Below are 25699 nucleotides of genomic sequence, written 5' to 3'. Positions count from 1 at the left end.
CCCGCCCCCGCGGACGGGGTTGGGCGTGTTCAGTGGCGCCGTGATGCGGGTGCGGGGGGCTCGCACCCGCCGGTAGGCGCCACCGAAACGTCGCCCCACCCCGCGAGGACGGGACGACACGCGTCGGGTCAGACGCGCGCGGCGATGATCCCTCCGTCGACATCGATCGTCGATCCGTGGATGTAGGCCGATTCGTCCGAGGCGAGGAAGCGCACGGCGAACGCGATGTCGACCGGTCGGCCGGGTGTGCCGGCCGGCGATCCACTGGTCATCGCCTCGAGTATCGCCACAGCGTCCGCGTTGCCGGGAGTCAGGGTGGCGCCGGGGGCGACGGCGTTCACCCGCACACCGTGCCGACCGTACTCCGCCGCCCAGGCCATGGTGAGATGGCTCAGCGCGGCCTTCGTCGCGGGATAGAGCGCCACGCCCGGGGTTCCCACGTTCGCCATCCACGAGGTGATGTTCACCACAACACCCTCACCACGCGCCGCCATGGCGGGAACGAGAGCGCCCACCAAGTCATGCGGGACGCGGATGTTGGTCGCGAGGAGCGCCGCGACATCCGCGTCGGAAAGATCAGCGGTCGGGCCGACCGGGAAGATCCCCGCGTTGTTCACCAGGATGTCCACCTGCCCGCCGAGCGCCTCGACCGCACGCGCGGCGAAGGCTCGTGCGGCGGCAGGGCTCTCGGCGAGATCTCCTGTGACCACGCTCGCTCTGCCGCCGCGCTCGGTGATGTCGGCGGCGACGGCCGTGGCGCGCGCCGCACTCCGTCCGTGGACGACGACGTGTGCACCTGACAGGGCGAGGACGTGCGCTATCGCTTCACCGATCCCGCTGGAGGAGCCGGTGACGATCGCTGTCCGACCGGAGAGACGGTCGTCGCGGGAAGGGGTGAGAGAAGAGGAGGTGAGCGTCATTGTTCCAGACTTCCGCGGTGGAAGACGGGCGGTTTGATCCTCGTCGGCACGACCTTGACGGAAACCGTCTGGGATTGAATGGTCGAATGGATGCTCGCACGTCGGCGATTATCGAGCGTGCTGCCGACAAGGCTCGCCGCCATATCGGCAACCCTGCCCGCGCAGATGCGCTTGCGGTGACGCTCGGGCGCACAACAGCGCCGACCCCGATGATGTTCGTGCGGTACCCGCCCTGCCTCGCAATGGTGCTCCACGGTCGCAAGCGCACGCTCGACCCGGACGCCCTCGAGACGGAGTGGGGCCCGGAAAGCTTTCTGATCACCCCGGTCAACCTGCCCGTGATCGCCCGCGTGATCGAGGTGGGCGAAGAGGGCGACTTCCTCTCGCTGAACTGGCGGCTCGACCCCGCCGTCGTCAGAGAGGTCTCCGGTGCGCTTCCGCGGGACACTCGAAGTGCACCGCCCGATCGGTTGGGAGCGACGACAGCCGAGATCGCCGACGCCGTCGACCGGCTTATCGGCCTGCTCGACGCTCCGGAGGATGCCCCGGTCCTGCTTCCGCTGATCACCCGGGAACTCACGCTGCGATTGATGCGAAGCGATCAAGCGCCACGTCTGCACGCCGCAGCACAACACGCGCACGCGGACTCGGTCTCGGCAGCCATCGATCACTTCACGGCTGATCTCGCACGCTCATGGACGATCGATGACGTGGCTGCCCTCTGCCATGTCAGCACCGCGACTCTGACTCGACGATTCCGCGACATCACCGGGCTCACCCCGATGCGCTATCTCAAGCGACTCCGCCTGGGTGAAGCGCGTCGCGTCCTGCTGACCGAAGGCCGATCGGCATCGCACGCGGCGTCGGCCGTGGGCTACCTCAGCGCGGCGCACTTCTCTCGCGACTACCGCGCGGCGTACCAGGTGCCGCCCAGCGAGGATCTGCGGCGCATGTCCCGCGGGTGACACCGCACCCGCCCGCCGAAACCTCCTGCTCCCGTTCAGTGGCGCCGTGATGCGGGTGCGGGGGGCTCGGAACCGCCGGAAGGCGCCACCGAAGCGTCACCCTCGGGGTCAGCACCCTCGGGGTCGTCCTCGAGGTCTTCGAGCTCCTTCTCCCACTGGTCGCGGGCGAGGCGGTACCAGAGGTAGAAGGCGAAGCCGGCGAAGATCGCCCATTCCAGCGCGTAGAAGATGTTCAGCCAGTTGACCGGCGACGACGCCTCGGGCGCCGGCGAGTCGATCTCGACGAGTCCTGGAGCGGCCAGGTCATCGACGATGAACGAGCGGTAGACCGCGAGCCCGTCGGTGTCGCTCCACTGCGCGAGGAGCGCGGGGGGCGACATCCGCGTGATCGTCTGCGGGTCCTCGCCGCTGTCGGGGAGCGCCGGGCCCTCGTCGGAGATGAGGCGCCCCGTGATGTCGACGACCTCTCCCTCGGATGCCGCGGCGGCGTCGTTCAGGGCGACGACCGCCTGCTGCGCGATGGCGGCATCCGGAGCCCAGCCGACCGCCACCGCGATCGAGGTGGGGACGGCGGTGTCGGCGAGCCGCAGCTGGCCGGTCACCCAGTACCCCTCGACGCCGCCGTTGAAGCGTGAGGACACGACGAGGAAATCGCCGGGCACCCACGATCCGCGCGTCTCGACGCGCTGGCCGACGAACGGCTCGGGAAGGTACTCGCCCGGCTGGTTGATCTCGTCGAGCGGCTGCACCTGCTCGGTGGCTCCCGGCGGCGGTGGATCGGTGTCGATGGCACGGGAGAGCTGCCACTGTCCGAGCCAGGCGAAGATCCCCGCGATGACGAGGCACAGCACGAGCAGGGCGATCCACTGTGGCCGCAGCATCACCTCGCGGAGGGTCGGCGGAAAGATCTCCACGTCGCCCGGTTCGGCCGGCGGCGCGTCCGGGGTGCGGGTCGCGCTCATCCGGTTCCGTAGGGGGCGACGACGACCTCGACGCGCTGGAACTCCTTCAGGTCGGAGTAGCCGGTCGTGGCCATCGACTTCTTCAGCGCGCCGATCAGGTTCGCCGTACCGTCGGCGACCGGGGCGGGGCCGTAGAGGATCTCCTCCAGGGGCGCGACCTGGTCGACCCTGACGCGGCGACCGCGCGGGAGCTTGGGGTGATGGGCCTCAGGACCCCAGTGGTAGCCCTGACCCGGCGCGTCGGTGGCGCGGGCGAGCGCGACGCCGAGCATGACGGCATCCGCTCCCATCGCGAGGGCCTTGACGATGTCGCCGGAGGTCCCGACACCACCGTCGGCGATGACGTGCACGTAGCGTCCGCCGGACTCGTCGAGGTAGTCGCGTCGCGCACCGGCGACGTCGGCGACCGCCGTCGCCATCGGGGCGTGGAGGCCGAGGGTCGCGCGGGTGGTGGATGCCGCGCCCCCGCCGAAGCCGACGAGGACGCCCGCGGCGCCCGTCCGCATGAGGTGGAGGGCCGCGGTGTAGGTGGCGGCCCCGCCGACGATGACGGGGACGTCGAGGTCGTAGATGAACTTCTTGAGGTTCAGCGGCTCGTCGACGCTCGAGACGTGCTCGGCCGACACCGTGGTGCCGCGGATCACGAAGAGATCCACCCCGGCGGCGACGACCGTCTCGTACAGCTCCTGCGTGCGCTGGGGGGTGAGGGACCCGGCGACGGTGACGCCCGCGGCGCGGATCTCGGCGAGGCGGTCGCGGACGAGCTCCGGACGGACGGGCTGCGAGTACAGCTCCTGCATGCGACGGGTCGCCGCTGACTTCTCCATGCCCGCGATCTCGGCCAGCAGCGGCTCGGGGTCGTCGTAGCGGGTCCACAGGCCCTCGAGATCGAGGACGCCGAGGCCGCCCAGCTGGCCGAGCATGATGGCGGTGCGCGGGCTCACGACGGAGTCCATGGGGGCGCCGAGCACCGGGATGTCGAACTGGAAGGCGTCGATCGACCACGCCGTCGAGACATCCTCGGGGTTGCGTGTGCGCCGGGAGGGCACCACGGCGATGTCGTCGAACGTGTACGCGCGACGGGCGCGCTTGGCGCGGCCGATCTCGATCTCCATGGTCACGCCCTCCAGCCTACCCGGCGCCCCCGACGACATCGCGGGGCCCGCGCGTGCGGCGGGAGAGCAGGGCCGTGAGCGGGCCGTTGAGGAAGTAGAGGAAAAACGCCCACGAACCCACCCACGGCGAGATGACCGCCACGACCGCGGCGATCATGACGGCCGCGCGCCCACCCACCCCCTGCGCACGGGCATCGGCGATGCCCTCGCGCAGCAGGCGCCCGCCGCGGGAGGCCCACTCCCACGAGAGGAACCCCATGAGCGCGGCGAAGAAGAAGTTGATGGGGAACAGCATCCGACCGGCGTAGTACTCGGAGTACTCGGCGGTCAGCGACGTGGTGAAGGGGATGAGCACGATGAAGAGCAGCCGGGCGTTGTTCAGCCACAGCAGCGGCTCGTCGACCCGCGCGATGTCGCGGAACTGGCGCGCGTGGATCACCCACAGCATGCTGAGCAGCGCGAAGCTCACACCGAAGGCGATGAAGTTCGGCATCATCGCGCCGAGGGCCGCCCACAGCTCCGCGTCGGTGGTGACCCGCCCGATGGTCGCGGTGGTCAGGTCGAGGACCAGGAGGGTCGCCGCGATGGCGAAGACGGCGTCGGAGTAAGCCTCGGTGCGCGCCGTCGACATGATCGACGGATCGTCGGGGTTCTTCGCCATGAGGTCAGCGTAGGGGCCTTCGTCGTCGCGGCGACACCCGGCGCCCCGCGCGGATCAGCGCTTGTAGTTCGGCGCCTCGACGACGATCTGCACGTCGTGGGGGTGCGATTCCTTCAAGCCCGCCGCGGTGATCCGGACGAACCGGCCCTTCGCCTTGAGCTCGTCGATGGTGCGGGCGCCGACGTAGAACATCGACTGCCGGAGGCCCCCGACGAGCTGGTAGGCCACCGCCGAGACGGGGCCGCGGTAGGCGACCTGCCCCTCGATGCCCTCGGGGATCAGCTTGTCGTCGCTCGGCACGTCGGCCTGGAAGTAGCGGTCCTTCGAGTAGGAGGTCTTCTTCCCACGGGTCTGCAGCGCCCCGAGCGACCCCATGCCGCGGTAGAGCTTGAACTGCTTGCCGCCCTGGAAGACGATCTCGCCCGGCGACTCGTCGGTGCCGGCGAGGAGCGAGCCGAGCATGACGGTGTCGGCTCCGGCGACCAGCGCCTTGGCGATGTCGCCCGAGTACTGCAGTCCGCCGTCGGCGATGACCGGGATGCCGGACTCGCGCGCCGCCTGGAAGGCTTCCCAGATCGCGGTGACCTGGGGAACGCCGACACCGGCGACGATGCGGGTCGTGCAGATGGAGCCCGGCCCGACACCGACCTTGACGGCATCCACTCCCGCGTCGATGAGCGCCTGCGCGCCCTCGCGGGTGGCGACGTTCCCGCCGATGACGTCGATGTGGGCGAAGGAGGCGTCCGCCTTGATGCGGCGGACCATGTCGATGACGCCCGCCGACTGGCCGTTGGCCGTGTCGACCACGAGGACGTCGACGCCGGCGTCGCGCAGCGCCTCGGCACGCTCCCACGCGTCGCCGAAGAAGCCGATGGCGGCGCCGACGCGCAGGCGTCCGTGCTCGTCCTTCGTCGCGAGGGGGTACTTCTCGCTCTTGTCGAAGTCCTTGATGGTGATGAGTCCGGCCAGCTTCCCGGCGTCGTCGATCAGCGGCAGCTTCTCGACCCGGTGCTGCGCGAACAGGGCGATCACCTCATTGGCGCCGATGCCCACGCGGCCGGTGATGAGACCCTCGCGGGTCATGACGTCGCGCACCTTCGTCGTCTGGCGCTCGAAGCCGGAGACGAAGCGCATGTCGCGGTTGGTGATGATGCCGAGGAGGATGCCGTCCGCGTCGACGACCGGCAGGCCCGAGATCCGGTAGGTCGCGCAGAGCGCGTCGACCTCCTCGATCGTGGCGTCAGGAGTGGTCGTGATCGGGTCGGTGATCATGCCCGACTCGCTCCGCTTGACCCGGTCGACCATCGACGCCTGCTCGGCGATCGCGAGGTTGCGGTGGATGATCCCGAGGCCGCCCTCGCGGGCGATCGCGATCGCCATGCGCGCCTCGGTCACGGTGTCCATCGCGCTGGAGATCAGCGGCGTGGCCACGGTGATGCGACGCGTGACCCGCGACGAGGTGTCGGCCTCGCTGGGGATGACGTCGGTGTGCCCGGGCAGGAGCAGCACGTCGTCATAGGTGAGACCGACGAAGCCGAAGGGGTCGTGCTGATCCATGGTTCTCCTGCGCTCGGGGGCATCGCGGGCACGCTCGCGCGCGTGCGCGGGCCGTGCTGACGATTCTAACGTCGGCGCACGAACCGTATTCCCGGCGCGTCGCGCCCATGCACTCTGCTCGCGCGGCACCGCTCCCAGATCACATCTCGGTATCCGCATCGATCGGAAAGTAGGCGAAACACCGACGAAACAGTAACCTCATACCGTCGTTCATCACGGCCGATGCGACCCGGGCTTCGGTGTGCGCGTGGTGCTGAACTGGAGGTTCCGTGGGTCCTACGACTGTGACCGCAAAGCGGCTGTCGCGTGGGCGACCGCTGCACCGGGCGGTGATCATGGCCGGTGCGCTGATGGCCGCAGCCATGATGCTGCTGGCGACCCCCACCGGGGCGAACGCCGCACCACCCCCCTCGGCCGGCGTCGCGGCGTCGACCGAGACCGAGACGGCGCTCGTCGCGCCCGATGAGCCGGGTGGAGACCAGGAGCAGACGCAGTTCTACTTCTCGGGCCTCATCGACTTCGAGGGCGCGCCGGTCGACGGTGTCGAGGTGTCGATCGAGGGCGGCGGATTCGACGCCACCACCGTCACCGACGCCGACGGCCGCTGGCGGCTGTACGTGCCCGAGAAGGACACCTACACCTTCATCGTCAACGAGGACACGCTGCCGGACGGGGTCATCGTCGACCCGACCCTCCTGCCGGAGGGCATCGCGCCGGTGCAGGGGACGTCCGCGTCGTTCGAGGTGGAGTTCGGGCTCACCAACTCCCGCGTGCTCAACCTCTTCCTCGGCGAGGGAACGCGGGTGACCACGTCGTTCGTCGACCAGTTCACCGAGCGCCTCGTCAACGGCGTGAACTTCGGCCTGCTGCTCGCCCTCGCCGCCGTCGGCGTCTCGCTGATCTTTGGAACGACGGGCCTGACGAACTTCGCCCACGCCGAGATGCTGACCTTCGGCGCGGTGATGGCGTTGCTCTTCGCGGGCTTCGGCTTACCGATGTGGATCGTGATCCCCCTCGTGCTCGTCGCCGGCGTCGCGCTCGGCTGGGGATTGGATGCCGGGCTCTGGAAACCGCTGCGGCGACGCGGCATCGGGCTGGTGCAGCTGATGATCGTGAGCATCGGCCTGTCGCTCGCCGGCCGGTACGCCTTCCAGTTCTTCATCGGCGGCGGCACCTACCAGCTGCCCGGAGCCGGATCGCCCAAGATCGACCTGATCGGCCCGATCAGCCTCTCGGTGATCGACATGTGGTCGATGGGCATCAGCATCCTGGCGCTGGCGGGCGTTGCCTACTGGCTGCTGCGGACCCGCATCGGAAAGGCCACGCGCGCCATCTCGGACAACCCGGGACTCGCCGCGGCATCCGGAATCAACGTCGACCGGGTCATCCGCGTGGTGTGGATGCTGTCGGCCTCGCTGGCGGCGATCGCCGGCGTCCTGTGGGCCTACTTCCGCCCCGGCGTGAAGTGGGACATGGGCATGCAGGTGCTGCTGCTCATCTTCGCCGCGGTGACCCTCGGCGGTCTCGGGACGGCGTTCGGCGCCCTCATCGGCTCGCTGATCGTCGGCATCCTCGTGGAGATCTCCACCCTGTGGATCCCGTCGGACCTCAAGTACGTGGGGGCGCTGGTGGTGCTGATCCTCATCCTGCTGGTGAGACCTCAGGGAATCCTGGGTCGCAAAGAGAGACTCGGGTAGGGGCCGACCGTGGACTTCGGACAGATCATCAACCTCAGCCTCGGCTACATCTTCAGCCCGGTCACCCTCGCGTACGCGCTGGCGGCCGTGGGACTGGCGGTGCACTTCGGCTATGCGGGCCTGCTGAACTTCGGCATGGCCGGCTTCATGGCCATCGGCGCGTACGGCTACGCCATCTCGATCCTCAGCTTCGGCCTCCCCTGGTGGGTGGGCATCCTCATCGGCTGCGTCGGCGCGATGATCTTCGCGGTCATCCTCGGCATCCCGACGCTGAGACTGCGCGCGGACTACCTCGCGATCGTGACCATCGCCGCCGCCGAGATCGTGCGCCTGCTGTTCACGACGCAGGTCTTCGACGAGTACACCAACTCGGCCGACGGGCTCGGCGGGTACCACGCGGGCTTCCGCGGGGCGAACCCCTTCCCGCCCGGGACCTACGGCTTCGGCCCCTTCACGTACTCGGCCGACCAGCTGTGGGTGCGCGTGTTCGGCCTCGTCCTCCTCGCGATCGCGGTCTACCTCGTCTGGGCGCTCATGCGCAGCCCCTGGGGCCGTGTCCTCAAGGGCATCCGCGAGGACGAGGACGCCGTGCGCTCGCTCGGGAAGAACGTCTTCGCGTACAAGATGCAGGCGCTCATGATCGGCGGTGTCTTCGGCGCCCTGGGCGGCGTCGTCTTCGCCCTGCCGTCGGCGGTCGTCCCGGCGGTCTACCAGACGTCGCTGACCTTCTTCATCTGGACGATCCTGCTCCTCGGCGGCGCCGCGACCGTGTTCGGTCCGGTCGTCGGCGCGGTCATCTTCTGGGTGCTCATGGCGTTCCTCGACGCCTTCCTCCCCGCCCTCGCCGCGGTCGGCGTCCTGCCGATCACCTCTATCCAGGCGGCGACCCTGCGATTCATCCTGGTCGGTGTGGCGCTCATGCTCATCGTGATCTTCCGCCCCCAGGGCATCTTCGGAAACAAGAGGGAGCTGACCTTTGTCAAGTAACCCCACCCCGGGCGCCCGGCGCCCGAAGACCACCGGCCTCGCCACCGGCGAGGCGGTCCCCGGTGTCGCCAAGACCGACCCGATCATGGTCATCGACCACGTCACGCGTCGCTTCGGCGGACTCACCGCCGTCGACGTGGACCACCTCGAGATCCCGCGGAACGCGATCACCGCGCTCATCGGACCCAACGGCGCCGGCAAGACGACCCTGTTCAACCTGCTGTGCGGCTTCGACAAGCCGAACTCCGGGAACTGGTCGTACGACGGCAAGCAGCTCTCCGGCATCCCGTCGTTCAAGGTGGCCCGCATGGGTCAGGTCCGCACGTTCCAGCTGACGAAGGCGCTGTCGCTGCTGACGGTGCTCGAGAACATGAAGCTCGGCGCCTCGCATCAGAAGGGCGAGAGTCTCTGGGCGAGCATCATTCCCGCCATCTGGCGCAAGCAGGAGACCGACATCGAGGCGAAGGCCCGCGAGCTCCTCGCCCGCTTCAAGCTCGACGCGAAGGCCGACGACTACGCCGCCTCGCTGTCGGGCGGCCAGCGGAAGCTGCTGGAGATGGCGCGCGCGCTCATGAGCGACCCGCAGCTGGTCATGCTGGACGAGCCGATGGCGGGCGTGAACCCCGCGCTCACGCAGTCGCTCCTGGACCACATCCTCGATCTCAAGGACCTCGGGATGACCGTGCTGTTCGTCGAGCACGACATGCACATGGTCCGTCACATCGCCGACTGGGTCGTCGTCATGGCCGAGGGCCGCGTCGTGGCCGAGGGTCCGCCGGAGACCGTCATGAACGACAAGGCCGTCATCGACGCCTACCTCGGCAGCCACCAGGATGTCGACCTCGGTGTGGTGACCGGCCGCGTCCCCGGCGAGATGAACACCGAGGCGATCCAGCTGATGGAAGAGATCAAGGAGGCCGAGGAGGCCGCCGTGCACGAGGCCGAAGAGGAGCAGAAATGACCGCCGATCCCACCGCCTCCCCCACTCCGCCCGCCGCCGCGACGGCGACCGAGGATCTGGTCGTCAACGTCAAGGACCTCTACGCGGGATACCTCCCCGGCATCAACATCATCAACGGTGCGAACCTGACCGCCCGCAAGGGCGAGCTGATCGGCATCATCGGCCCGAACGGCGCCGGGAAGTCGACTCTCCTCAAGGCGATCTTCGGCATGGTGAAGGTCCGCGAGGGCGAGATCACCGTCGACGGGAAGAGCGTCGTCGGGCTGAAGTCCGACAAGCTCGTCGCCCGGGGCATCGGATTCGTCCCGCAGAACAACAACGTGTTCCCCTCCCTGTCCATCGAGGAGAACCTGCAGATGGGGCTGTACCAGAAGCCCAAGGCGTACGCCGAGCGCCTCGAGTTCGTCACGGGCATCTTCGCCGAGCTCGGCAAGCGCCTCAAGCAGCGCGCGGGGTCGCTGTCGGGCGGTGAGCGCCAGATGGTGGCGATGTCGCGCGCCCTGATGATGGACCCCTCCGTGCTGCTCCTCGACGAGCCGTCCGCGGGCCTGTCCCCCGTGCGGCAGGACGACGCGTTCATCCGTGTCTCCGACATCAACAAGGCCGGCGTCACCACGATCATGGTCGAGCAGAACGCCCGCCGGTGCCTGCAGATCTGCGACCGCGGCTACGTCCTCGACCAGGGCCGCGACGCCTACGAGGGCACCGGGCGGGAGCTGCTGAACGACCCGAAGGTCATCGGCCTGTACCTCGGCACCCTCGGCTCCGAAGAGGACTGACCGCGGCGACGTCGCGCGTCGCTCACACGGGCCGAAACCACGCACGAGAGGAGCCCCCCGGGAATCATCCCGGGGGGCTCCTCTCTTACTGTGTCAGCGCGACTCAGAGGTCGATGCGGTTGAAGATGTTGTCCGCGTCGAACTCGAAGATGCCGATGGTCGCACCGGTCGGGTCGCCGTTCTCGTCGAACGAGATCGGTCCGGAGTAGCCGTCGTAGTCGGCCACGCCACCGGCGAGGATGATGTCGGCGCACTCCTCGTACGTGGTGCAGGTCTCACCGTCACCGGTGCCACCGGAGACCTCCTGGAGCTTGCCGGCGATGTCGGCGGCGTCCGTGGAGTTCGCGGCGAGCGAGGCGAGGGCGAGCAGCACGACGGCGTCGTACGACTCGTTGGCGTACGCGAACTCGGCGAGGTCGGAGTTGCCCTCGCCGACCCACCACTCGTTCAGACGCTCCTGGAAGTCCTCCGGCGTGTTGGGGCCGGCGGGCGTGGTGCCCTTGGCGCCTTCGAGGCTCGCACCCTCGGGCCAGTCCTCCGACTCGCCGAACTGGGCCAGGTTGCCGTCGACGAAGTAGAGGTCCTCGCCGGGGAAGCCGGCGTTGATCAGCGCGGGGGCGATCGTGTAGACCTCGTCGAAGGTGATGAGGACGATCGCCTCGGGGTCCTCGGCGAGGACGGCCGAGATCTGCGCGTCGAACGTGGTGTCACCCGCGTTGAACGACTCGGAGGCGACGACCGTGCCGCCGGCGGCCTCGAACGCGTCGGTGAAGAACGTGTTCAGGCCGGTGCCGTAGGAGTCGTTGAGGTAGATCGTGGCGACGTTCTGACGACCGTCTTCGGCGACCAGGTTGCCGAGGACCTCGCCCTGGAGGACGTCCGAGGGAGCGGTGCGCCAGTACAGGCCGTTGTCGTCCCACGTGGTGAACTCGGCCGAGGTGTTCGCCGGCGAGAAGGTGATGACGCCCGCCGCGACGTGGTCGTCGAGGAACAGCTTGGTCACACCGGAGGATGCCGCACCGATGGCCGCGGTCACGCCCTCCGAGATGAGGCGGGGGCTCGTGGTCTGCCACGCGTTGTTCGCCGCGTCGCCCGAGTCGCCCCAGACGATGTCGTCGATGGTGAGGCCGGTGGTCTCGGAGTAGGCGTTGACATCGGCGGCGGCGAGGCCGACACCCGCCTCCTCGGGCGGGCCGAGGAAGGCCAGCGCACCGGTCTGCGGCAGGATCGTGCCGATCTTGAGGGTGAGGTCGCGCGTGTCGACGGGCTCGCCGGTGGCTCCGCCGCCCGAGTCGCCACCGGCGCAGCCGGCGAGGACGAGGGCGCTGGCGCCGGCGAGCGCGATGCCGCCGAAGGCTGCCTTGCGCGAGCGGGTGAAGACGCTCATCTTGCTCCTTGTGGGTTGTGATCGCGGGAACGGCTCGGGCGCCGACCCAGTGCCCTAAACCTAGTGCGGGGCCCGCGTCGGGAATGTTGCCATTCGTTAACGATGTGTAACGCACCCGAATCGTTACTTCGCGGGCCACGGTTGCGCAGATCGCTCGATTCCTGCCCGCCATACCCAGGAGGGGTATACGATGGCTTGCTGTACCCCCCTCCCGTATTCCCCACAAGGAGACGCACGATGACCCAGACGACGACGTACCAGGTGACCGGAATGACCTGCGGCCACTGCGAGACGGCGGTCCGCTCCGAGGTGACGAAGATCGAGGGCGTCCGCGAGGTGGCAGTCGACGCCGGCACCGGTGTCCTGGCGATCACGAGCGACGCGCCGCTGACCGACGAGGCCGTCGTCGCCGCGGTGGACGAGGCCGGCTACGAGGCGGTCCGCGCGTCGTGAGCACCCTCCCGCCCGACAGCCTGACCGAGCCCCGCGCGCGGATCGGGCTCGAGATCGGTGGGATGACGTGCGCCTCGTGCGCAGCGCGGGTCGAGAAGCGCCTGAACCGGATGCCGGGGGTCTCGGCATCCGTCAACTTCGCCACCGAGCGCGCCGTCGTGACCGCCCCGGTCGACCTCGACCCGGCCGACCTCGTCGCCGAGGTCGCCCGCACGGGGTACTCGGCGACGCTCCCGGCCTCCACGGGCGGCGCGGAGACCGGGGCCGCCTCGGAGCCGGAGCCCGCCGCGGGCGTCGGCGCCTCGCGCGAGGGCGCCGAGCTCCGCGCGCTCCGGCAGCGCCTCATCGGGGCCGTCGTCCTGTCGGTGCCGGTGATCGTGCTCGCGATGGTGCCCGCGTTGCAGTTCACGTACTGGCAGTGGGCGAGCCTCGCCCTGGCGGCCCCGGTCGTGGTGTGGGGCGCGTGGCCGTTCCATCGGGCGGCGGCGATCAACCTGCGACATGGCGCGGCGACCATGGACACCCTCATCTCGATGGGGGTGACGGCGGCGTTCCTGTGGTCGCTCTACGCCCTCTTCCTCGGGCACGCCGGGATGCCGGGCATGACGCACGCCTTCGAGTGGACCGTCCAGCCGAGCGACGGCGCCGGCGACATCTACCTCGAGGTCGCCGCGGGGGTCACCACCTTCGTCCTCGCCGGCCGCTACATCGAGATGCGGGCCAAGCGCCGGGCGGGCGCCGCACTCCGCGCGCTCCTCGACCTCGGGGCCAAGGACGCCGCGGTCCTCCGCCCCGACGCCGACGGCGTGCTGGTCGAGGCCCGCGTCCCGATCGCGGCCCTCGCCGTCGGAGACCGGTTCGTCGTGCGACCGGGCGAGAAGGTCGCCACCGACGGCGTCGTGGAGGCGGGGATCTCCGCCGTCGACGTGTCCATGATCACCGGGGAGTCCGTTCCCCGCGACGTCGAACCGGGCGACGCCGTCGTGGGCGCCACGGTGAACACCGCGGGCCGCCTCGTCGTGAGGGCCACCCGCGTGGGATCCGACACCCAGCTCGCGCAGATGGCGCGGCTGGTCGACGAGGCCCAGTCCGGTAAGGCCCGGATCCAGCGCCTCGCCGACCGGATCTCGGGCGTCTTCGTGCCGATCGTGCTCGTGCTCTCCGCCCTCACCCTCACCGCGTGGCTCGTCCTCGGCTACCCCGCCTCGTTCGCCTTCACCGCCGCGGTGACGGTGCTGATCATCGCGTGCCCGTGCGCGCTGGGCCTCGCCACCCCCATCGCGCTCCTCGTCGGCACCGGCCGCGGCGCGCGGCTCGGCATCCTCATCAAGGGTCCGGAGGTGCTGGAATCGACGCGGCGCGTCGACACCGTCGTCCTCGACAAGACCGGCACGGTCACCACGGGGCGGATGTCGGTGACCGAGGTCCGCGCCCTCTCCCCCGTCGCCGAGGCCGACCTCCTCCGCGCGGCCGCCGCCCTCGAGGACGCATCCGAGCACCCGATCGCCCGCGCGATCGCCGCGGCCGCGCCCGGGGAGACCCCGCTGCCTCCGGTGGAGGCGTTCCAAAGCGTCCCCGGCCTGGGCGTCTCGGGGATCGTCGAGGGCCGGACGGTGCTCGCCGGCCGCGCGGGCCTCCTGCGCGAGTGGGCCGTCACCGTGCCGGATGAGCTTCTGGCGGCGCAGACCGCGGCCGAAGCGGCGGGACGGACCGCCGTGCTGGTCGCGCTCGACGGGGCCGCGGCGGGCATGATCGTCGTGGCCGACACCCCGAAGCCGGACGCCCGGCAGGCCGTCGCCGATCTCCGCGCCCTCGGGCTCACCCCGATCCTCCTCACCGGAGACAACGCCGGAGCGGCGCACGCGGTCGCTCGCGAGGTCGGCATCGACGAGGTGGTCTCGGACGTCCTCCCCGCCGACAAGGTCGATGTCGTCCGGAAGCTCCAGGAATCCGGCCGCGTCGTGGCGATGGTCGGCGACGGCGTGAACGACGCTGCGGCCCTTGCGCAGGCCGACCTCGGCATCGCGATGGGCACGGGAACGGATGCCGCGATCGAGGCGTCGGACCTCACCCTCGTCCGCGGCGACCTGCGCAGCGCCGCCGATGCCATCCGCCTCTCCCGTGCCACTCTCCGCACCATCAAGACGAACCTCTTCTGGGCCTTCGCGTACAACGTCGCCGCCCTGCCGCTCGCGGCTCTCGGACTGCTTAACCCGATGATCGCGGGGGCCGCCATGGCGCTATCCTCGACGTTCGTCGTCGCGAACAGCGCACGGCTCCGCTCGTTCCGGGCGCTGTCCGCGACGCCGCGCTCCTCCGCACCCTCGCCCGCTCCGATGAAGGAGTCCTCGTGACCGACGCGCACGAACCCGCCCACGACCACGCCCACCACGGCTACATCACCGACAAGGAGAAGTATCTGGCGCGCCTGAAGCGCATCGAGGGGCAGGCGCGGGGCGTCCACCGCATGGTGGACGAGGAGAAGTACTGCATCGACATCCTGACCCAGATCAGCGCGCTCACGAGCGCGCTCGAGGCGGTCGCCGTGGGCCTCCTCGAGGACCACCTCCGGCACTGCGTCGTCGACGCCGCACGCCTCGGCGGTCCCGAGGCCGACGAGAAGATCACCGAGGCGACGCAGGCGATCGCGCGGCTGGTCCGCTGAGGAGCGCCGCCGCGGGCGCGACGGGGCCCGCCGTCAGGTCAGCTCGGCGACATCCGACACTCCGCGCCGTCGCGCGTTCACGAGCGAGTCGACGGTGAGGACGGCGAGCGCGACCCAGACCAGGGCGAATCCGATCCATCGCTCCACCGGCATCGGCTCCCCGAGGATCCACACGCCGATGAGGAACTGCAGGATCGGCGCGACGAACTGCAGCAGGCCGATGACGGTGAGCGGAACGCGTCGGGCCCCGGCCGCGAAGAAGAGCAGCGGCACGGCCGTGACGGCTCCGACGCCGACGAGGAGCACGGTGTGCAGGGTCCCCGCGGTGCCGAGGGTGAGGCCGGTCGTCATGGTGACGACGGTGAGGAGCACGACGGCCACCGGCATCAGCCACGCCGACTCGAGCGTGAGGCCGCTGACAGCATCCACCGTCGGTCCCACCCGCTTCTTCACGAGCCCGTAGAGGCTGAAGCTCGCCGCGAGGGTCAGCGCGATCCACGGGAAGCTCCCGTAGCCGACGATGATCACCATCACCGCGACGCCTGCCAGGCTGATCGCGATCCACTGGGTGATCCGCAGCCGCTCCTGCAGCACGAGGACACCCAGGAGGACGGTCGCGATCGGGTTGATGAAGTAGCCGAGGCTCGTCTCGATCACGTGCCCGGTGAGGGCGCCGATGATGAAGACCTGCCAGTTGACGTAGATGAGGCCGCCCGCAAGCGCGGTGAGCCCGAGGAGCCTCGGCTGCCGGACGATCCGCGCGAGGCGCCGCCACGACCGCGTCACCGACAGCAGGACGGCGCAGAAGACGAGCGAGAAGACGATCCGCCAGGCGACGAGCTCCCACGGCCCGGTGGGGGCGAGCAGGACGAAGTAGAGCGGCAGGAAGCCCCACAGGAGGTAGGCGCTGAAGGCGTAGACGCCGCCGAGGGTGCGCTCACGCGGGGTGTCGCCGGGGGCGGCATCCCGCGTGCCGGGGCCGGCCGATTCCGCGTTCACCGGATCAGCCTAGGTGTTCCGGGCGTCACGCCGAGCCGCTCCAGGGAGCGGGGACGATGACCCAGAGGGCGACCGCCGGCTCGCCGCCCTCGACACGCCACGTGTGCGGCTCGCGACCCGGGAAGGTGAGGGCGTCGCCGGCGGTCATCGTGATCGTGCGGTCGGCGAAGCGGACGCTGACGGTGCCGGAAACGATGTGCAGGGTCTCGACCTCGCAGTTGATCGTGTAGAGGTCCGCACCGCCGTGCGCGTCGGGCGCGAGATCGGAACGCAGCAGCTGCACGCGTTGCTCCCCGCGCGGCGACAGCAGCCGCTCATCGGCGTTGACGCCGCCGAGGTTGATCCGCGGCGCCTCCGCGAGGGTGACGTGCTGGACGTCGGGCGCGGCGAAGAGGGCCCCGACCGGCAGCGAGAGCACCTGGCAGAGCTGAACCAGGGTCGCCACGCTCGGCGATGTCTCGTCACGCTCCACCCGACTCAGGAACCCCTTGCTGAGCCCGGTGGTCTGCGCGACCTGCGCGAGCGACATCCCCTGGGCGGTGCGGGCGGCGCGCAGCTTCGCGCCGATCGGGGTCTGCGCCGCATCGGCGGTGGGGTGGATGGCGCGCACGGAACTCCTCGGCGGGTTGACGGCGACGCGCACCGCGCGTACGGTGAGCGACAATCGTTGACCACAGAGTACCGAAGGTTGCCAAATATGCAACACCCCTCCTCGCCGGACGAGAACCCGACGCCGGACGCCTCCGCACCCGTCGGCCCCGTGGACGCCAGCGTCGTGCCCCGCTTCGCCGGGATCGCCACCTTCGCGCGTCTCCCCCGGCTCGACGAGGTCGCCCACGCCGACATCGCGGTCGTCGGCGTCCCCTTCGACAGCGGCGTCAGCTACCGCCCGGGCGCCCGCTTCGGTCCGGCGCACGTCCGTGAGGCCTCGCGACTGCTCCGCCCCTACAACCCGGCGCAGGACGTCTTCCCCTTCGGCAGCCAGCAGGTCGCCGACGCCGGTGACATCGCCGCGAACCCGTTCGACATCACGGATGCCGTCGCCCACGTCGAGGCCGGGGCGCGCGAACTCCGCACCCGCGCCGACCGACTCGTCGTCATCGGCGGCGACCACACGATCGCCCTCCCGCTCCTGCGGTCGGTGCACGCCGAGCACGGCCCGGTCGCCGTCCTCCACTTCGACGCCCACCTCGACACGTGGGACACGTACTTCGGCGCCCCGACGACCCACGGCACCCCCTTCCGGCGCGCGTCGGAGGAGGGACTCATCGACATGACGGCGAGCATGCACGTCGGCATCCGCGGCCCGCTGTACTCGAAGGGCGACCTCGAGGACGACGCGCGCCTCGGGTTCGCCGTCGTCACGTGCGAGGACGTCGAGGAGCGCGGGCTCGACGCCGCGATCGAGCGCATCCGCGCGCGCATCGGGGACGCCCCGCTCTACATCTCGATCGACATCGACGTCCTCGACCCCGCGCACGCGCCCGGCACGGGCACCCCCGAGGCCGGCGGGCTCACCAGCCGCGAACTGCTGCGGATGATCCGAGCGCTCAGCGACCGGCGGATCGTCGGCGCGGACGTCGTGGAGGTCGCGCCCGCATACGACCACGCGCAGCTGACCGCGGTGGCGGCGAGCCACGTCGTCTACGAGCTCCTGAGCGCCATGGCCCCCCGCGGCGGTGCGCGATGAGCGGCACGGTGCCGCCGGTGCCGGCCGAGGACGACGTGCGCGCCGCGGCGGCCGCGATCGTGCGTGCGTTCGCGGCGAACGACGGCGACGCGTACTTCGCGCTCTTCAGCGACGACGCCACCTTCGTCTTCCACACCGAACCCGCACGCCTCGACATCCGCTCGGCGTACGAGGAGCTCTGGCGCACCTGGATCGCCGAGGGCTGGCGGGTCGCGTCCTGCCGCTCGAGCGACGCCCGCGTTCAGACCTTCCCCGGAGGTGCGGTCTTCACCCACACCGTGCACACCGCCGTCGACACCCCCGACGGGCCGGAGTCATCCATCGAGCGCGAGACCATCGTCTTCCGCGTCACGGATGCCGGGTCCCTCGTCGCCGTGCACGAGCACCTCTCCCCCCAGCCCTGACCCCCTCGTCGACCCGACCCACCCGATCCCCTGAGGAGCCCGAAGATGTCGCTCTATTCCCGACTGGAGACCCGACTCCAGAGCAATGCCGATGACGCCGGGCCGGTGAAGGGGACCTCCTCCACCGGGCGGATCCTGATGATCTGGCTCGCCGCGAACCTCGTGGTGACGACCCTCCTCACCGGCACGCTGTTCGTCCCGGACGTGTCCTACCCGCTCGTCATCGGACTCATCGTCGCCGGCACCGTGCTCGGCGCCGGCGTCCTGGTGACGATCGGCGCGATCGGCACCCGCACCGGCCTGCCGACCATGGCTCTGACACGCGGACCGTTCGGCATCCGCGGCAGCCTGCTCGCGGTCGCGGCGAACGTCGTCATCCTCATGGGCTGGAGCTGGGTGCAGGCGATGCTCGCCGGCATCGCCCTCAACTTCCTCGTAGCGACCCTCACCGGCTTCTCGAGCCCGGTCCTGTTCGCCGTGCTCTGCCAGACGATCGTGGTGATCCTCGCGATCTTCGGACACGCCGGCGTCGCCCGCGTCGAGCCGTGGTTCGCCGCGGCGATCCTCGCGCTCGCGGCGTACATCTTCGTCGTGGCGTTCACCACGTACGCGCCGGCGGACTTCGCGTCCCTCGCCGCACCGACGGAGCCGTTCTACACGCCGGGTCTCGCGTTCGACGTGGTGCTCGCGACCGCGATCTCGTGGACGGTGCTGTCGGCCGACTTCAACCGCTTCGCCTCGTCGCCGCGGCGCGGCGTGGTCGGCTCCGGAATCGGCTACACGCTCTCCACCGTCATCGCCATGACGCTCGGCGCCACGGCGATCGGCTACGTCGCCCTGCAGGGGCTGGAAGTCATCCCCTTCGACCCGGTGACGATCATCGAGCCCTTCGGTGCGCCCCTGGCAGTGGCGATCTTCCTGTCGGTGATGGCGACGAACACCATGGTCGTCTACGGGATGGTCACGAGCGTCGTCAACGCCCTCCCCGGGAAGCGGGTCCGGTTCCTCCCGACCGCGCTCGTCCTCGGAGTCATCTCGGTGATCGGGGCGACGTTCTTCGGGCTCCTTGACCAGTTCACGACCTTCCTCGTGACGATCAGCGCACTGTTCGCCCCGGTGTTCGCGATCATGATCGTCGACTACTACGTCATCCGGCGCGGGCGGTACGGCGCCGACATCCTCTCCGCTCGCGGCGGGTCGTTCTGGTACACCGGCGGCGTCAACGTCTGGGCGGTGCTGTCGTGGCTGGTCGGCGCCGTGTCGGCGTACGTCTGGGCGTACGTCTGGCCGCTTCCCTTCGGCGCGACGGTGCCGGCCTTCGTCCTCACCTTCGTCGTCTACCTCCTGGTGTCGCTGCCGCGACGCTCGCGGGAGCCGTTCGGGCCGGCGGTCCACCTCGCGGACGCCGTCGACGACGCATCCGAGCCGGGACCACGCCGGGCGGCGAAGCGTGCGTGATCTGTCGCACCCCGTCCGGGGCGGCATGACGGTCTACCCGGGCGACCCCGCGGTGTCGTCGGAGGAGGCCCTGACGCTGCCGCGCGACGGGGTCGCGGTGACGTCGTGGCATCTCGGGTCGCACGCGGGGACGCACGTGGACGCGCCCGCCCACACGGTCGCGGGCGGGCGCACGATGGCCGAGGTGACGCTCGACGAGCTCATCGGCGAGGCGCTGCTCGTCCGGGTTCCCGGGCTCGACGAGGGGCAGCGGTACGGTCTGGCCGAGCTGGAGGCCGTCGGGCCGCTCCCGGACACCGTCCCGTCGATCGTCCTGATCGACACCGGCTGGGCGGCGCATTTCAACGGCGACGCCGCCGTGCGGCATCCGCACCTGGATCCGGATGCCGCGCGGGAGCTCCAGGCGCGCGGGATGCGCGTGCTCGCGGTCGACACCCTGAGCCCCGACCCGACGGAGCCGGCGACGGACGCGTTCCCCGTGCACGAGATCGTGCTGGGCGCGGACGGGCTGATCGTGGAGAACGTCTGCGGTCTGGAGGGTCTCCCCCAGCTCCTGCGCGTGGGGTTCTTCCCGCTGCGGATCGACGGCGACGGCGCTCCCGTCCGCGCGGTCGCCTTCGTCCCCTGATCCGCGTCTCGGGAGCCGCTCAGCGGCCCCGCGTCTCGGGAGCCGCTCAGTGGCGCCTTCGTGTGGGTGCAGGCCGACAGAACCCGCGCGAAGGCGCCACCGAACACGGGCGGACGCACGAAAGAGGGCCGGATGCCGAAGCATCCGACCCTCTCTGCGAGAAACGCGAAGAACGCGGATCAGCGGACGACGACCGCCAGGACGTCGCGCGCCGACAGGACGAGGAACTCGTCCGCACCGAACTTGACCTCGGTGCCGCCGTACTTGCTGTAGATCACGCGGTCGCCGACGGCGACGTCGAGCGGGACGCGGTTGCCGTTGTCGTCGATGCGACCGGGGCCCACCGCGACGACCTCGCCCTCCTGGGGCTTCTCCTTCGCGGTGTCGGGAATGACCAGACCGCTGGACGTGGTCTGCTCGGCCTCGACCTGCTTGATGACGATGCGGTCCTCGAGCGGCTTGATGGAAACCGACACGGGTCTACCTCTGCTTTCCTGTGAGACTCAAGACTCGTTAGCAACCTCACGGTGAGAGTGCTAACGCAAGTGTAGGCAAACCGCTGGCACTCATGCAACGTGAGTGCCAACTTCATGACGCCGGGTATCAGGCGCGACCGACGACCCTCCTCCTTTCGCGAGAGGCCTCCCTCTCACATGTCGATCGGTGACGGAAGAATCCGATCGGGCCTCGCGCGGACGGGGCAGGCGTGGTAGACAGTTCCCGGGGGAGGCCGACGCCGAATCGTCATGGGGGACGAAATGCCGAGGCCCTACATATTGGCTGTCGATGCGGGCACAAGCCGCACCGCAGCCGCAATATCGCACACAACAGAAGATGAGGGGAAACCGCAGGTACACATCCTGCCTCTGGGGAGGCATGCGGATGCGGCACCGAGCTCGATCTACGTCTCCGCCGGGGACGTGCTCTTCGGCGATGCCGCAGAGCGCAGAGGGCTGGTGCAGCCGGAACGTCTCGTCCGCGAGGTCAAGCGCCGCGTGGGCGACGAGGTTCCGGTCAACGTCGGCGGGCGCACGTTCGCGCCCGAAGATCTGCTCGCCCTCCTCGTCGACTGGGTGTCCACGGTGGCGACCGAGCGCTTCGGACGCCTGCCGTCGTCCGTGGTCGTGACCGTCCCGGTCTCCTGGGGCACGTACCGCACCGACCTCATCCGCGCAGCGCTCGTGCGCGCCGGCATCGGCCAGGTGGAGATCATCGCCGAACCGGTCGCGGCCGCCCGCCACTACGAGGCGACGAATCCGCTCGCTCCGGGATCGACGCTCGCCGTGTACGACTTCGGCGGCGGCACCTTCGACGCCGTGCTGTTGCGCAAGACCGCGTCGGGTGCGCTGACGATCATCGGCTCGCCGACCGGCATCGAAGACCTCGGCGGCGCCGACTTCGACGACGCCGTCCTCCGCCACGTCTTGTCCGCCGCGCGACTGGATGCCGCCACCCTTCTCGGCGACACCGACGCGCGCGTCGCCCTCGCGGGGCTCCGACGCGAATGCGTCGAAGCGAAGGAAGCCCTGTCCTTCGACTCCGAGGCCACGGTTCCCGTCCTCCTCGGCGGCGCCTCGACCGCCGTACGCCTCACCCGCGACGAGTTCGAGGCGATGATCGAGGACGACATCGAGCGCACCATCGAGGTGCTCGGCGACGCGATGGATGCCGCCTCGGTCGAGGCATCCGATCTCGACGCGATCCTGCTGACCGGCGGATCTTCGCGGATCCCCCGCGTCGCACAGCTGCTCTCGGAGCGGTTCGACCGGCCGATCGCCGTCGACACCGACCCGAAAGCGGTCATCGCGCTCGGCGCTGCGCTGGAGGCTGCCGACGCGGCGATCCTCTCCGCCGCGGATGCCGCGGCCGAGGCCGAAGCGTCCGAAGCCGCGGCTGCGGCCGCCGCGGAGGACGAGGCCCCGCCGACCCGCCCGCGCCTGCCGTGGCTCCGCCGCGTGCCCGCGGCCGCCTACGTCTCCGGTGGAGCGATCGCCCTCGCGACCGTGGTCGCCGTCAGCGGCGCCGCAGCGGTGTACGCCCCGGAGGTCTTCGGCGGCGATGCGCAGCTCGCGAGCGAGAACGGCCTCGACCGCGGGGGCTACAGCATCGGCGCGCCGCTGCCGACAAGCGACGCCCTCGCCGCTCCGCTCCGCATCGACGGCGCGCTCTTCACGGGTGACACGACGGATGCCGAGAAGAAGGTGGATGCACCGAAGACGGCGGAGAAAGCCGACGTGCCGGTCCCGCTCGCCCCGGTCATCGAGTCGCCCTTCCGACGGATCGACCCGCCCCGCGAGCGCGCCAACCCGCGGGCGACGCCTTTCCAGGGCCGAGGGGTGACGCCGAGCGCGGCGCCCCGCGGTGGCAGTGGCGGCAGCGGCGGCTCGTCGTCGTCGCCGTCGAAGAGCCCGTCGTCCCAGCCGACGAAGAAGCCGTCCGCCTCGGCGTCGCCGAAGCCCAGTGCGTCGTCCTCGCCGAAGCCGAGCACGGGCCCGACGACACCCGCGCCCGGCCCCACGACGCCCGCTCCGACGACCAACCCGGATCCGACGACCGAGCCGGATCCGACGACCGAGCCGGAGCCCACGTCGAACCCGGAGCCCACGTCGAACCCGGAGCCCACGACGGACCCGCAGCCGGAGCCTCCGGCACCGAGCGACCCGCCGCCCCCGGCGCCCGAGCCCGAGCCCGAGCCCCAGCCGACGTCGGAACCCACCTCGGAGCCGACCGGCTCGCCCGACGCCACACCCGGCGCCGAGTAAGGGACGGACGATGAGCATCACTCTCCACTCGCGCTCCGTCGCGCCCGCGACCGTCACGCCCCTCCCGCGACTCGTACGTCACCAGATCGACGACATCCTCGCCGACGCCGATGATGCACCCGTCCGGGCCCTCATCCTCGGGCCGGCCGGATCCGGTCGCTCCTCGCTCGTGCGCTCGGTCTCGGCCGCGCTCCGGGGGGACGGCATCCGTGTCGTCGACCTCGGCGCGGCAGGGCCGATCGAGACGGTGCCGGCGAACACCGTCCTCATCGTGGACGACGCCCACCTCCTCGATGACGCCACCCTGCAGGCCCTCCACGCGCGGGCTGAGCGAACGGATGCCGCGCTCGTGGTCGCCGTGCGCCCGGACCCGACACGGCCCGCGCTCGCCGCGCTCACGCAGGAGCTCGAGCGATCCCACCCGCCCCTCGTCCTCGGGACGATCCGTGTCGAGGACGTCCTCGCCGACCCCGCGACCGCACACGTGTCCCGCGCCTGCGTGCAGGGGATGGTCGATCGGGCGGGCGGGCTGGCCTGGCTCGTATCGACTTCGCTCGCACTCCACGACGACGACTGCGCCGGCCCCGTCGGCCACCACGCCATCGACGAGGCCCTCGCCGACGCGATCGCCCATCGCGCGGCATCCCTCGACGACGACCTGCGCGGATACATCGAGGCCGCGTGCTTCGCGGACGCCCCGCTCGGGGGCGACGAACTGATCGAACGCGGTCACGCCGCCGGACTGCTGCGGCGGAACGGCACCCCGCCCCCGACGGTGAAAGCCGCGGTCTGCGCGAGCGCACCCGCCGAGCGTGTGCTCGCCGGGTGGCACGGCGGGGCCGCGGACGACGAGGTCGGCGAAGCCCTCGCCGGCGTCGGTGACGGGCGCGTCGCCGCTTTCCTCCTCGACCGGGCAGAGACCACGCTGCCGAGCGATCCGCAGCGAGCCATCGGCCTCTTCCACGACGCGCAGGCGGCGCACGCGCCGCTGGCCGCAACGACGCGCGGTGTCCTCATCGCCCATCACCTCCTCGGCGACCTCGACGCGGTGAGCGCGGGCCTGGATGCCGCGCTCGACGACCCCGACGAGCAGGTGACCGACCTGGCCGCCGCGCACTGGATGGCGCGGGGTATGGCGGCGCAGGCGGATGCCGTGTACCGCACGCGTCCGCCGCGGACCTTCAGCGGTCGGGTCCAGGCCGCGCTCGCCGCCCTCGCCGTCGGCGACGGGACACCGCTGGACGCGCTCACCGCGGAGCACGCCCCGGCCTCGCTCTCGACCGCCGACACCGCCGCCCAGCTGCTGCTGCGCGGTCTCGCCGCCACGCTGGGCGGCACGCCCGGAACGGCGCTGGGCGACCTCGCCCGCGCATCCGACCTCTGCACCGCCGCCGGATGCGGGCGGTTCCTGCCCGAGCTCCCCGCCGTCATCGCGGCGCAGTGCGCGATCAACGTGGGCGAGCTCGATATCGCGAAGACGGTGCTGGCCGATGCGCTCCGGGGCGGTCAAGGCGGCATCGCCGGACGCGACCGCCTGCGCCTCTGGTCGGCGTGGGTGGCCCTCCAGCGTGAGCGGGCGCACGACGCCGAGGCGTTCCTCGCCGACGCCGTCGGATCGGACCGTCCGCTCGACCCGCGTGATCGGCTGCTCGCCGACGCGCTGCGCCTCGCGACGGCACGGCGGTACGGGGACGCGACCGACCTCACCATCGCCTGGAACGCGGCGCGTGACGACCTGCTGCGCACGTCCTTCGACCTGTTCAGCCTGCTGCCGCTGACGGAGTTCGTCGTCGCGTCCGCGCGGGTGAAGGACCCGACCCGCGTGGAGGGCTTCTTCACCGAGGCGGCCGCCCTTGTCGAAGGACTCGGCGCGCCGATCGGATGGGGGGTGCACCTGCACTGGGCGGGTATCCAGCGCGGCATCCTCTCCAGCAAGCCCGAGGATCTCCCGCCGCACGCGCGGGTGCTCGTCGCCGCGGCCGCGCGCAACCGTATCGCCGCGATGATGGCCCACGCGGGACGGGTGTGGATCGCGGTCCTCGCCGGGTCGGTCGATGCCGATGCCGTGGAATCGGCTGCGATGGGACTGTCGTCGGTGGGACTCGCCTGGGACGGCGCCCGCATGGCCGGCCACGGCGCACGCCGGACGGACGACAAGCGGATCGCCGCGCGCCTGCTCGCCTGCGCACGGCAGCTGCACCCGCGCGAGGAGCAGGTGCCGGTCGACACCGGCGCGACGACGCCGACCGGCTCCGTCTCGGAGCCGAACGGACCGCTGTCGCCGCGGGAACGCGAGGTCGCCGAACTGGTGCTCCAGGGCAAGACCTACACGGAGATCGGGGCGACGATCTTCATCTCGCCCCGGACCGCAGAGCATCACATCGCCCGCATCCGCCGGCGGCTGGGGGCGACCTCGCGGTCGGACCTGCTGGCCAAGCTCCGCGCTGCCCTCGCGGGGGAGGATACGTCCGGCGCACCCTACTCGGCGACGACCGAATCCGACACCCGTTCCCCTGCATTCCCGCTGATTCCGGGATCCCCCTCCCCCGACCCCCTAGTGGGCGGCGATGGACAAGGGGGCATCCACCGACGCGGTGACAGCCGCACCAGTCTTACTGTCTAAATCAGACCGATATCTAAGGAGCCAAC

23 protein-coding genes are annotated in these 25699 nt (G+C 70.7%); 14 read left to right on the top strand and 9 right to left on the bottom strand.

The genetic code is table 11. The features are described 5' to 3' along the window. Window positions 1-128 precede the first annotated feature (128 nt). On the bottom strand, window positions 129-920 hold the full coding sequence (locus ABXJ56_RS10175) for an SDR family NAD(P)-dependent oxidoreductase (RefSeq protein ID WP_353999551.1): 792 nt from the start codon (window positions 918-920) through the stop codon (window positions 129-131). A gap of 86 nt (window positions 921-1006) precedes the next feature. Between ABXJ56_RS10175 and ABXJ56_RS10170 the strand changes: the two genes are divergently transcribed. Beyond that, window positions 1007-1885 carry an AraC family transcriptional regulator gene (locus ABXJ56_RS10170; protein WP_353999550.1) on the top strand — a complete coding sequence of 293 codons (879 nt, stop codon included), beginning with the start codon at window positions 1007-1009 and terminating at the stop codon, window positions 1883-1885. Window positions 1886-1920: 35 nt separating this feature from the next. On the opposite strand, the gene ABXJ56_RS10165 is transcribed toward ABXJ56_RS10170, so the two are convergent. The 4 genes from ABXJ56_RS10165 to guaB all read right to left on the bottom strand — a co-directional run bounded on the left by ABXJ56_RS10165 (window position 1921) and on the right by guaB (window position 6180). Further along, window positions 1921-2766: an SURF1 family protein gene (locus ABXJ56_RS10165; RefSeq protein WP_354000001.1), complete on the bottom strand. Its 846-nt coding sequence runs from the start codon at window positions 2764-2766 to the stop codon at window positions 1921-1923. A gap of 77 nt (window positions 2767-2843) precedes the next feature. Further along, a complete protein-coding gene (locus tag ABXJ56_RS10160) occupies window positions 2844-3962 on the bottom strand; it encodes a GuaB3 family IMP dehydrogenase-related protein (RefSeq protein WP_354000000.1) in 1119 nt (372 codons plus the stop codon). A gap of 16 nt (window positions 3963-3978) precedes the next feature. Continuing rightward, a complete protein-coding gene (locus ABXJ56_RS10155) occupies window positions 3979-4623 on the bottom strand; it encodes a TMEM175 family protein (protein WP_353999549.1) in 645 nt (214 codons plus the stop codon). A gap of 54 nt (window positions 4624-4677) precedes the next feature. After that, a complete protein-coding gene (guaB, locus tag ABXJ56_RS10150) occupies window positions 4678-6180 on the bottom strand; it encodes an IMP dehydrogenase (RefSeq protein ID WP_353999548.1) in 1503 nt (500 codons plus the stop codon). Between the two features lie 335 nt (window positions 6181-6515). Between guaB and ABXJ56_RS10145 the strand changes: the two genes are divergently transcribed. The 4 genes from ABXJ56_RS10145 to ABXJ56_RS10130 all read left to right on the top strand — a co-directional run bounded on the left by ABXJ56_RS10145 (window position 6516) and on the right by ABXJ56_RS10130 (window position 10604). After that, entirely contained in the window at window positions 6516-7877 is a 1362-nt protein-coding gene (locus ABXJ56_RS10145; protein WP_435404975.1) for an ABC transporter permease subunit, read from the top strand. Window positions 7878-7886: 9 nt separating this feature from the next. Beyond that, window positions 7887-8864 carry a branched-chain amino acid ABC transporter permease gene (locus tag ABXJ56_RS10140; protein WP_353999547.1) on the top strand — a complete coding sequence of 326 codons (978 nt, stop codon included), beginning with the start codon at window positions 7887-7889 and terminating at the stop codon, window positions 8862-8864. Between the two features lie 85 nt (window positions 8865-8949). Then, complete coding sequence (locus tag ABXJ56_RS10135; protein WP_435404992.1) at window positions 8950-9825, top strand: ABC transporter ATP-binding protein; 876 nt, start codon at window positions 8950-8952, stop codon at window positions 9823-9825. After that, window positions 9822-10604 (top strand): ABC transporter ATP-binding protein, encoded by a 783-nt coding sequence (locus tag ABXJ56_RS10130; RefSeq protein ID WP_353999545.1) that lies wholly within the window; start codon window positions 9822-9824, stop codon window positions 10602-10604. Before ABXJ56_RS10135 ends, ABXJ56_RS10130 begins: the two co-directional genes overlap by 4 nt. 103 nt (window positions 10605-10707) lie before the next feature. Here the strand turns inward: ABXJ56_RS10130 and ABXJ56_RS10125 are convergent, their stop codons facing one another. Continuing rightward, window positions 10708-11991, bottom strand: coding sequence for an ABC transporter substrate-binding protein (locus tag ABXJ56_RS10125; protein WP_353999544.1), 1284 nt, complete (start codon window positions 11989-11991; stop codon window positions 10708-10710). 237 nt (window positions 11992-12228) lie between these two features. Between ABXJ56_RS10125 and ABXJ56_RS10120 the strand changes: the two genes are divergently transcribed. From ABXJ56_RS10120 to ABXJ56_RS10110, 3 genes are all read left to right on the top strand, one after another. Further along, complete coding sequence (locus ABXJ56_RS10120; RefSeq protein ID WP_353999543.1) at window positions 12229-12444, top strand: heavy-metal-associated domain-containing protein; 216 nt, start codon at window positions 12229-12231, stop codon at window positions 12442-12444. 62 nt (window positions 12445-12506) lie between these two features. Beyond that, entirely contained in the window at window positions 12507-14798 is a 2292-nt protein-coding gene (locus tag ABXJ56_RS10115; protein WP_353999998.1) for a heavy metal translocating P-type ATPase, read from the top strand. Beyond that, window positions 14795-15109: a metal-sensitive transcriptional regulator gene (locus ABXJ56_RS10110; RefSeq protein WP_353999542.1), complete on the top strand. Its 315-nt coding sequence runs from the start codon at window positions 14795-14797 to the stop codon at window positions 15107-15109. The genes ABXJ56_RS10115 and ABXJ56_RS10110 overlap by 4 nt, the downstream gene beginning before the upstream one ends. A 33-nt stretch (window positions 15110-15142) precedes the next feature. On the opposite strand, the gene rarD is transcribed toward ABXJ56_RS10110, so the two are convergent. Further along, entirely contained in the window at window positions 15143-16108 is a 966-nt protein-coding gene (rarD, locus tag ABXJ56_RS10105; protein WP_353999541.1) for an EamA family transporter RarD, read from the bottom strand. A 25-nt stretch (window positions 16109-16133) separates the two neighbouring features. Then, a complete protein-coding gene (locus ABXJ56_RS10100) occupies window positions 16134-16718 on the bottom strand; it encodes a helix-turn-helix domain-containing protein (RefSeq protein ID WP_353999540.1) in 585 nt (194 codons plus the stop codon). Window positions 16719-16805: 87 nt separating this feature from the next. Here ABXJ56_RS10100 and speB point away from each other — a divergent pair, with 87 nt between their 5' ends. Genes speB through ABXJ56_RS10080 form a run of 4 tightly spaced genes read left to right on the top strand, consistent with a single transcriptional unit; the run spans window position 16806 to window position 20288 of the window. Next, window positions 16806-17798, top strand: coding sequence for an agmatinase (speB, locus tag ABXJ56_RS10095; protein WP_353999539.1), 993 nt, complete (start codon window positions 16806-16808; stop codon window positions 17796-17798). Further along, window positions 17795-18202, top strand: coding sequence for a YybH family protein (locus ABXJ56_RS10090; protein ID WP_353999538.1), 408 nt, complete (start codon window positions 17795-17797; stop codon window positions 18200-18202). Before speB ends, ABXJ56_RS10090 begins: the two co-directional genes overlap by 4 nt. Window positions 18203-18247: 45 nt before the next feature. After that, window positions 18248-19660 (top strand): purine-cytosine permease family protein, encoded by a 1413-nt coding sequence (locus tag ABXJ56_RS10085; RefSeq protein ID WP_353999537.1) that lies wholly within the window; start codon window positions 18248-18250, stop codon window positions 19658-19660. Beyond that, the gene (locus ABXJ56_RS10080; RefSeq protein WP_353999536.1) at window positions 19653-20288 is read left to right on the top strand and encodes a cyclase family protein; all 636 of its coding nucleotides are present in this window, start codon (window positions 19653-19655) and stop codon (window positions 20286-20288) included. The genes ABXJ56_RS10085 and ABXJ56_RS10080 overlap by 8 nt, the downstream gene beginning before the upstream one ends. A gap of 179 nt (window positions 20289-20467) precedes the next feature. On the opposite strand, the gene groES is transcribed toward ABXJ56_RS10080, so the two are convergent. After that, window positions 20468-20764: a co-chaperone GroES gene (gene groES / locus ABXJ56_RS10075; RefSeq protein ID WP_053548534.1), complete on the bottom strand. Its 297-nt coding sequence runs from the start codon at window positions 20762-20764 to the stop codon at window positions 20468-20470. A gap of 480 nt (window positions 20765-21244) precedes the next feature. On the opposite strand from groES, the gene ABXJ56_RS10070 reads away from it, so the two are divergent. Both ABXJ56_RS10070 and ABXJ56_RS10065 read left to right on the top strand, forming a co-directional pair. Continuing rightward, the gene (locus tag ABXJ56_RS10070; protein WP_353999535.1) at window positions 21245-23050 is read left to right on the top strand and encodes an Hsp70 family protein; all 1806 of its coding nucleotides are present in this window, start codon (window positions 21245-21247) and stop codon (window positions 23048-23050) included. Window positions 23051-23060: 10 nt separating this feature from the next. Next, the gene (locus ABXJ56_RS10065; RefSeq protein ID WP_353999534.1) at window positions 23061-25673 is read left to right on the top strand and encodes a LuxR C-terminal-related transcriptional regulator; all 2613 of its coding nucleotides are present in this window, start codon (window positions 23061-23063) and stop codon (window positions 25671-25673) included. Window positions 25674-25699: the final 26 nt, after the last annotated feature.

The sequence above is a fragment of the Microbacterium aurantiacum genome (genome assembly GCF_040532595.1).
GTDB classification, from domain to species: Bacteria; Actinomycetota; Actinomycetes; order Actinomycetales; family Microbacteriaceae; genus Microbacterium; species Microbacterium chocolatum_B.
The sequence above is the reverse complement of the archived record's forward strand: the minus strand, read 5'-3'. Positions and strand labels throughout refer to the sequence as shown.

Coding starts and splice junctions, on each gene's coding strand:
- ABXJ56_RS10175 (WP_353999551.1), bottom strand. CDS start 920: ATGACGCTCACCTCCTCTTCTCTCACCCCTTCCCGCGACGACCGTCTC.
- ABXJ56_RS10170 (WP_353999550.1), top strand. CDS start 1,007: ATGGATGCTCGCACGTCGGCGATTATCGAGCGTGCTGCCGACAAGGCT.
- ABXJ56_RS10165 (WP_354000001.1), bottom strand. CDS start 2,766: ATGCTGCGGCCACAGTGGATCGCCCTGCTCGTGCTGTGCCTCGTCATC.
- ABXJ56_RS10160 (WP_354000000.1), bottom strand. CDS start 3,962: ATGGAGATCGAGATCGGCCGCGCCAAGCGCGCCCGTCGCGCGTACACG.
- ABXJ56_RS10155 (WP_353999549.1), bottom strand. CDS start 4,623: ATGGCGAAGAACCCCGACGATCCGTCGATCATGTCGACGGCGCGCACC.
- guaB (WP_353999548.1), bottom strand. CDS start 6,180: ATGGATCAGCACGACCCCTTCGGCTTCGTCGGTCTCACCTATGACGAC.
- ABXJ56_RS10145 (WP_435404975.1), top strand. CDS start 6,516: ATGGCCGGTGCGCTGATGGCCGCAGCCATGATGCTGCTGGCGACCCCC.
- ABXJ56_RS10135 (WP_435404992.1), top strand. CDS start 8,950: ATGGTCATCGACCACGTCACGCGTCGCTTCGGCGGACTCACCGCCGTC.
- ABXJ56_RS10130 (WP_353999545.1), top strand. CDS start 9,822: ATGACCGCCGATCCCACCGCCTCCCCCACTCCGCCCGCCGCCGCGACG.
- ABXJ56_RS10125 (WP_353999544.1), bottom strand. CDS start 11,991: ATGAGCGTCTTCACCCGCTCGCGCAAGGCAGCCTTCGGCGGCATCGCG.
- ABXJ56_RS10120 (WP_353999543.1), top strand. CDS start 12,229: ATGACCCAGACGACGACGTACCAGGTGACCGGAATGACCTGCGGCCAC.
- ABXJ56_RS10115 (WP_353999998.1), top strand. CDS start 12,507: ATGACGTGCGCCTCGTGCGCAGCGCGGGTCGAGAAGCGCCTGAACCGG.
- speB (WP_353999539.1), top strand. CDS start 16,806: ATGCAACACCCCTCCTCGCCGGACGAGAACCCGACGCCGGACGCCTCC.
- ABXJ56_RS10090 (WP_353999538.1), top strand. CDS start 17,795: ATGAGCGGCACGGTGCCGCCGGTGCCGGCCGAGGACGACGTGCGCGCC.
- ABXJ56_RS10085 (WP_353999537.1), top strand. CDS start 18,248: ATGTCGCTCTATTCCCGACTGGAGACCCGACTCCAGAGCAATGCCGAT.
- ABXJ56_RS10065 (WP_353999534.1), top strand. CDS start 23,061: ATGAGCATCACTCTCCACTCGCGCTCCGTCGCGCCCGCGACCGTCACG.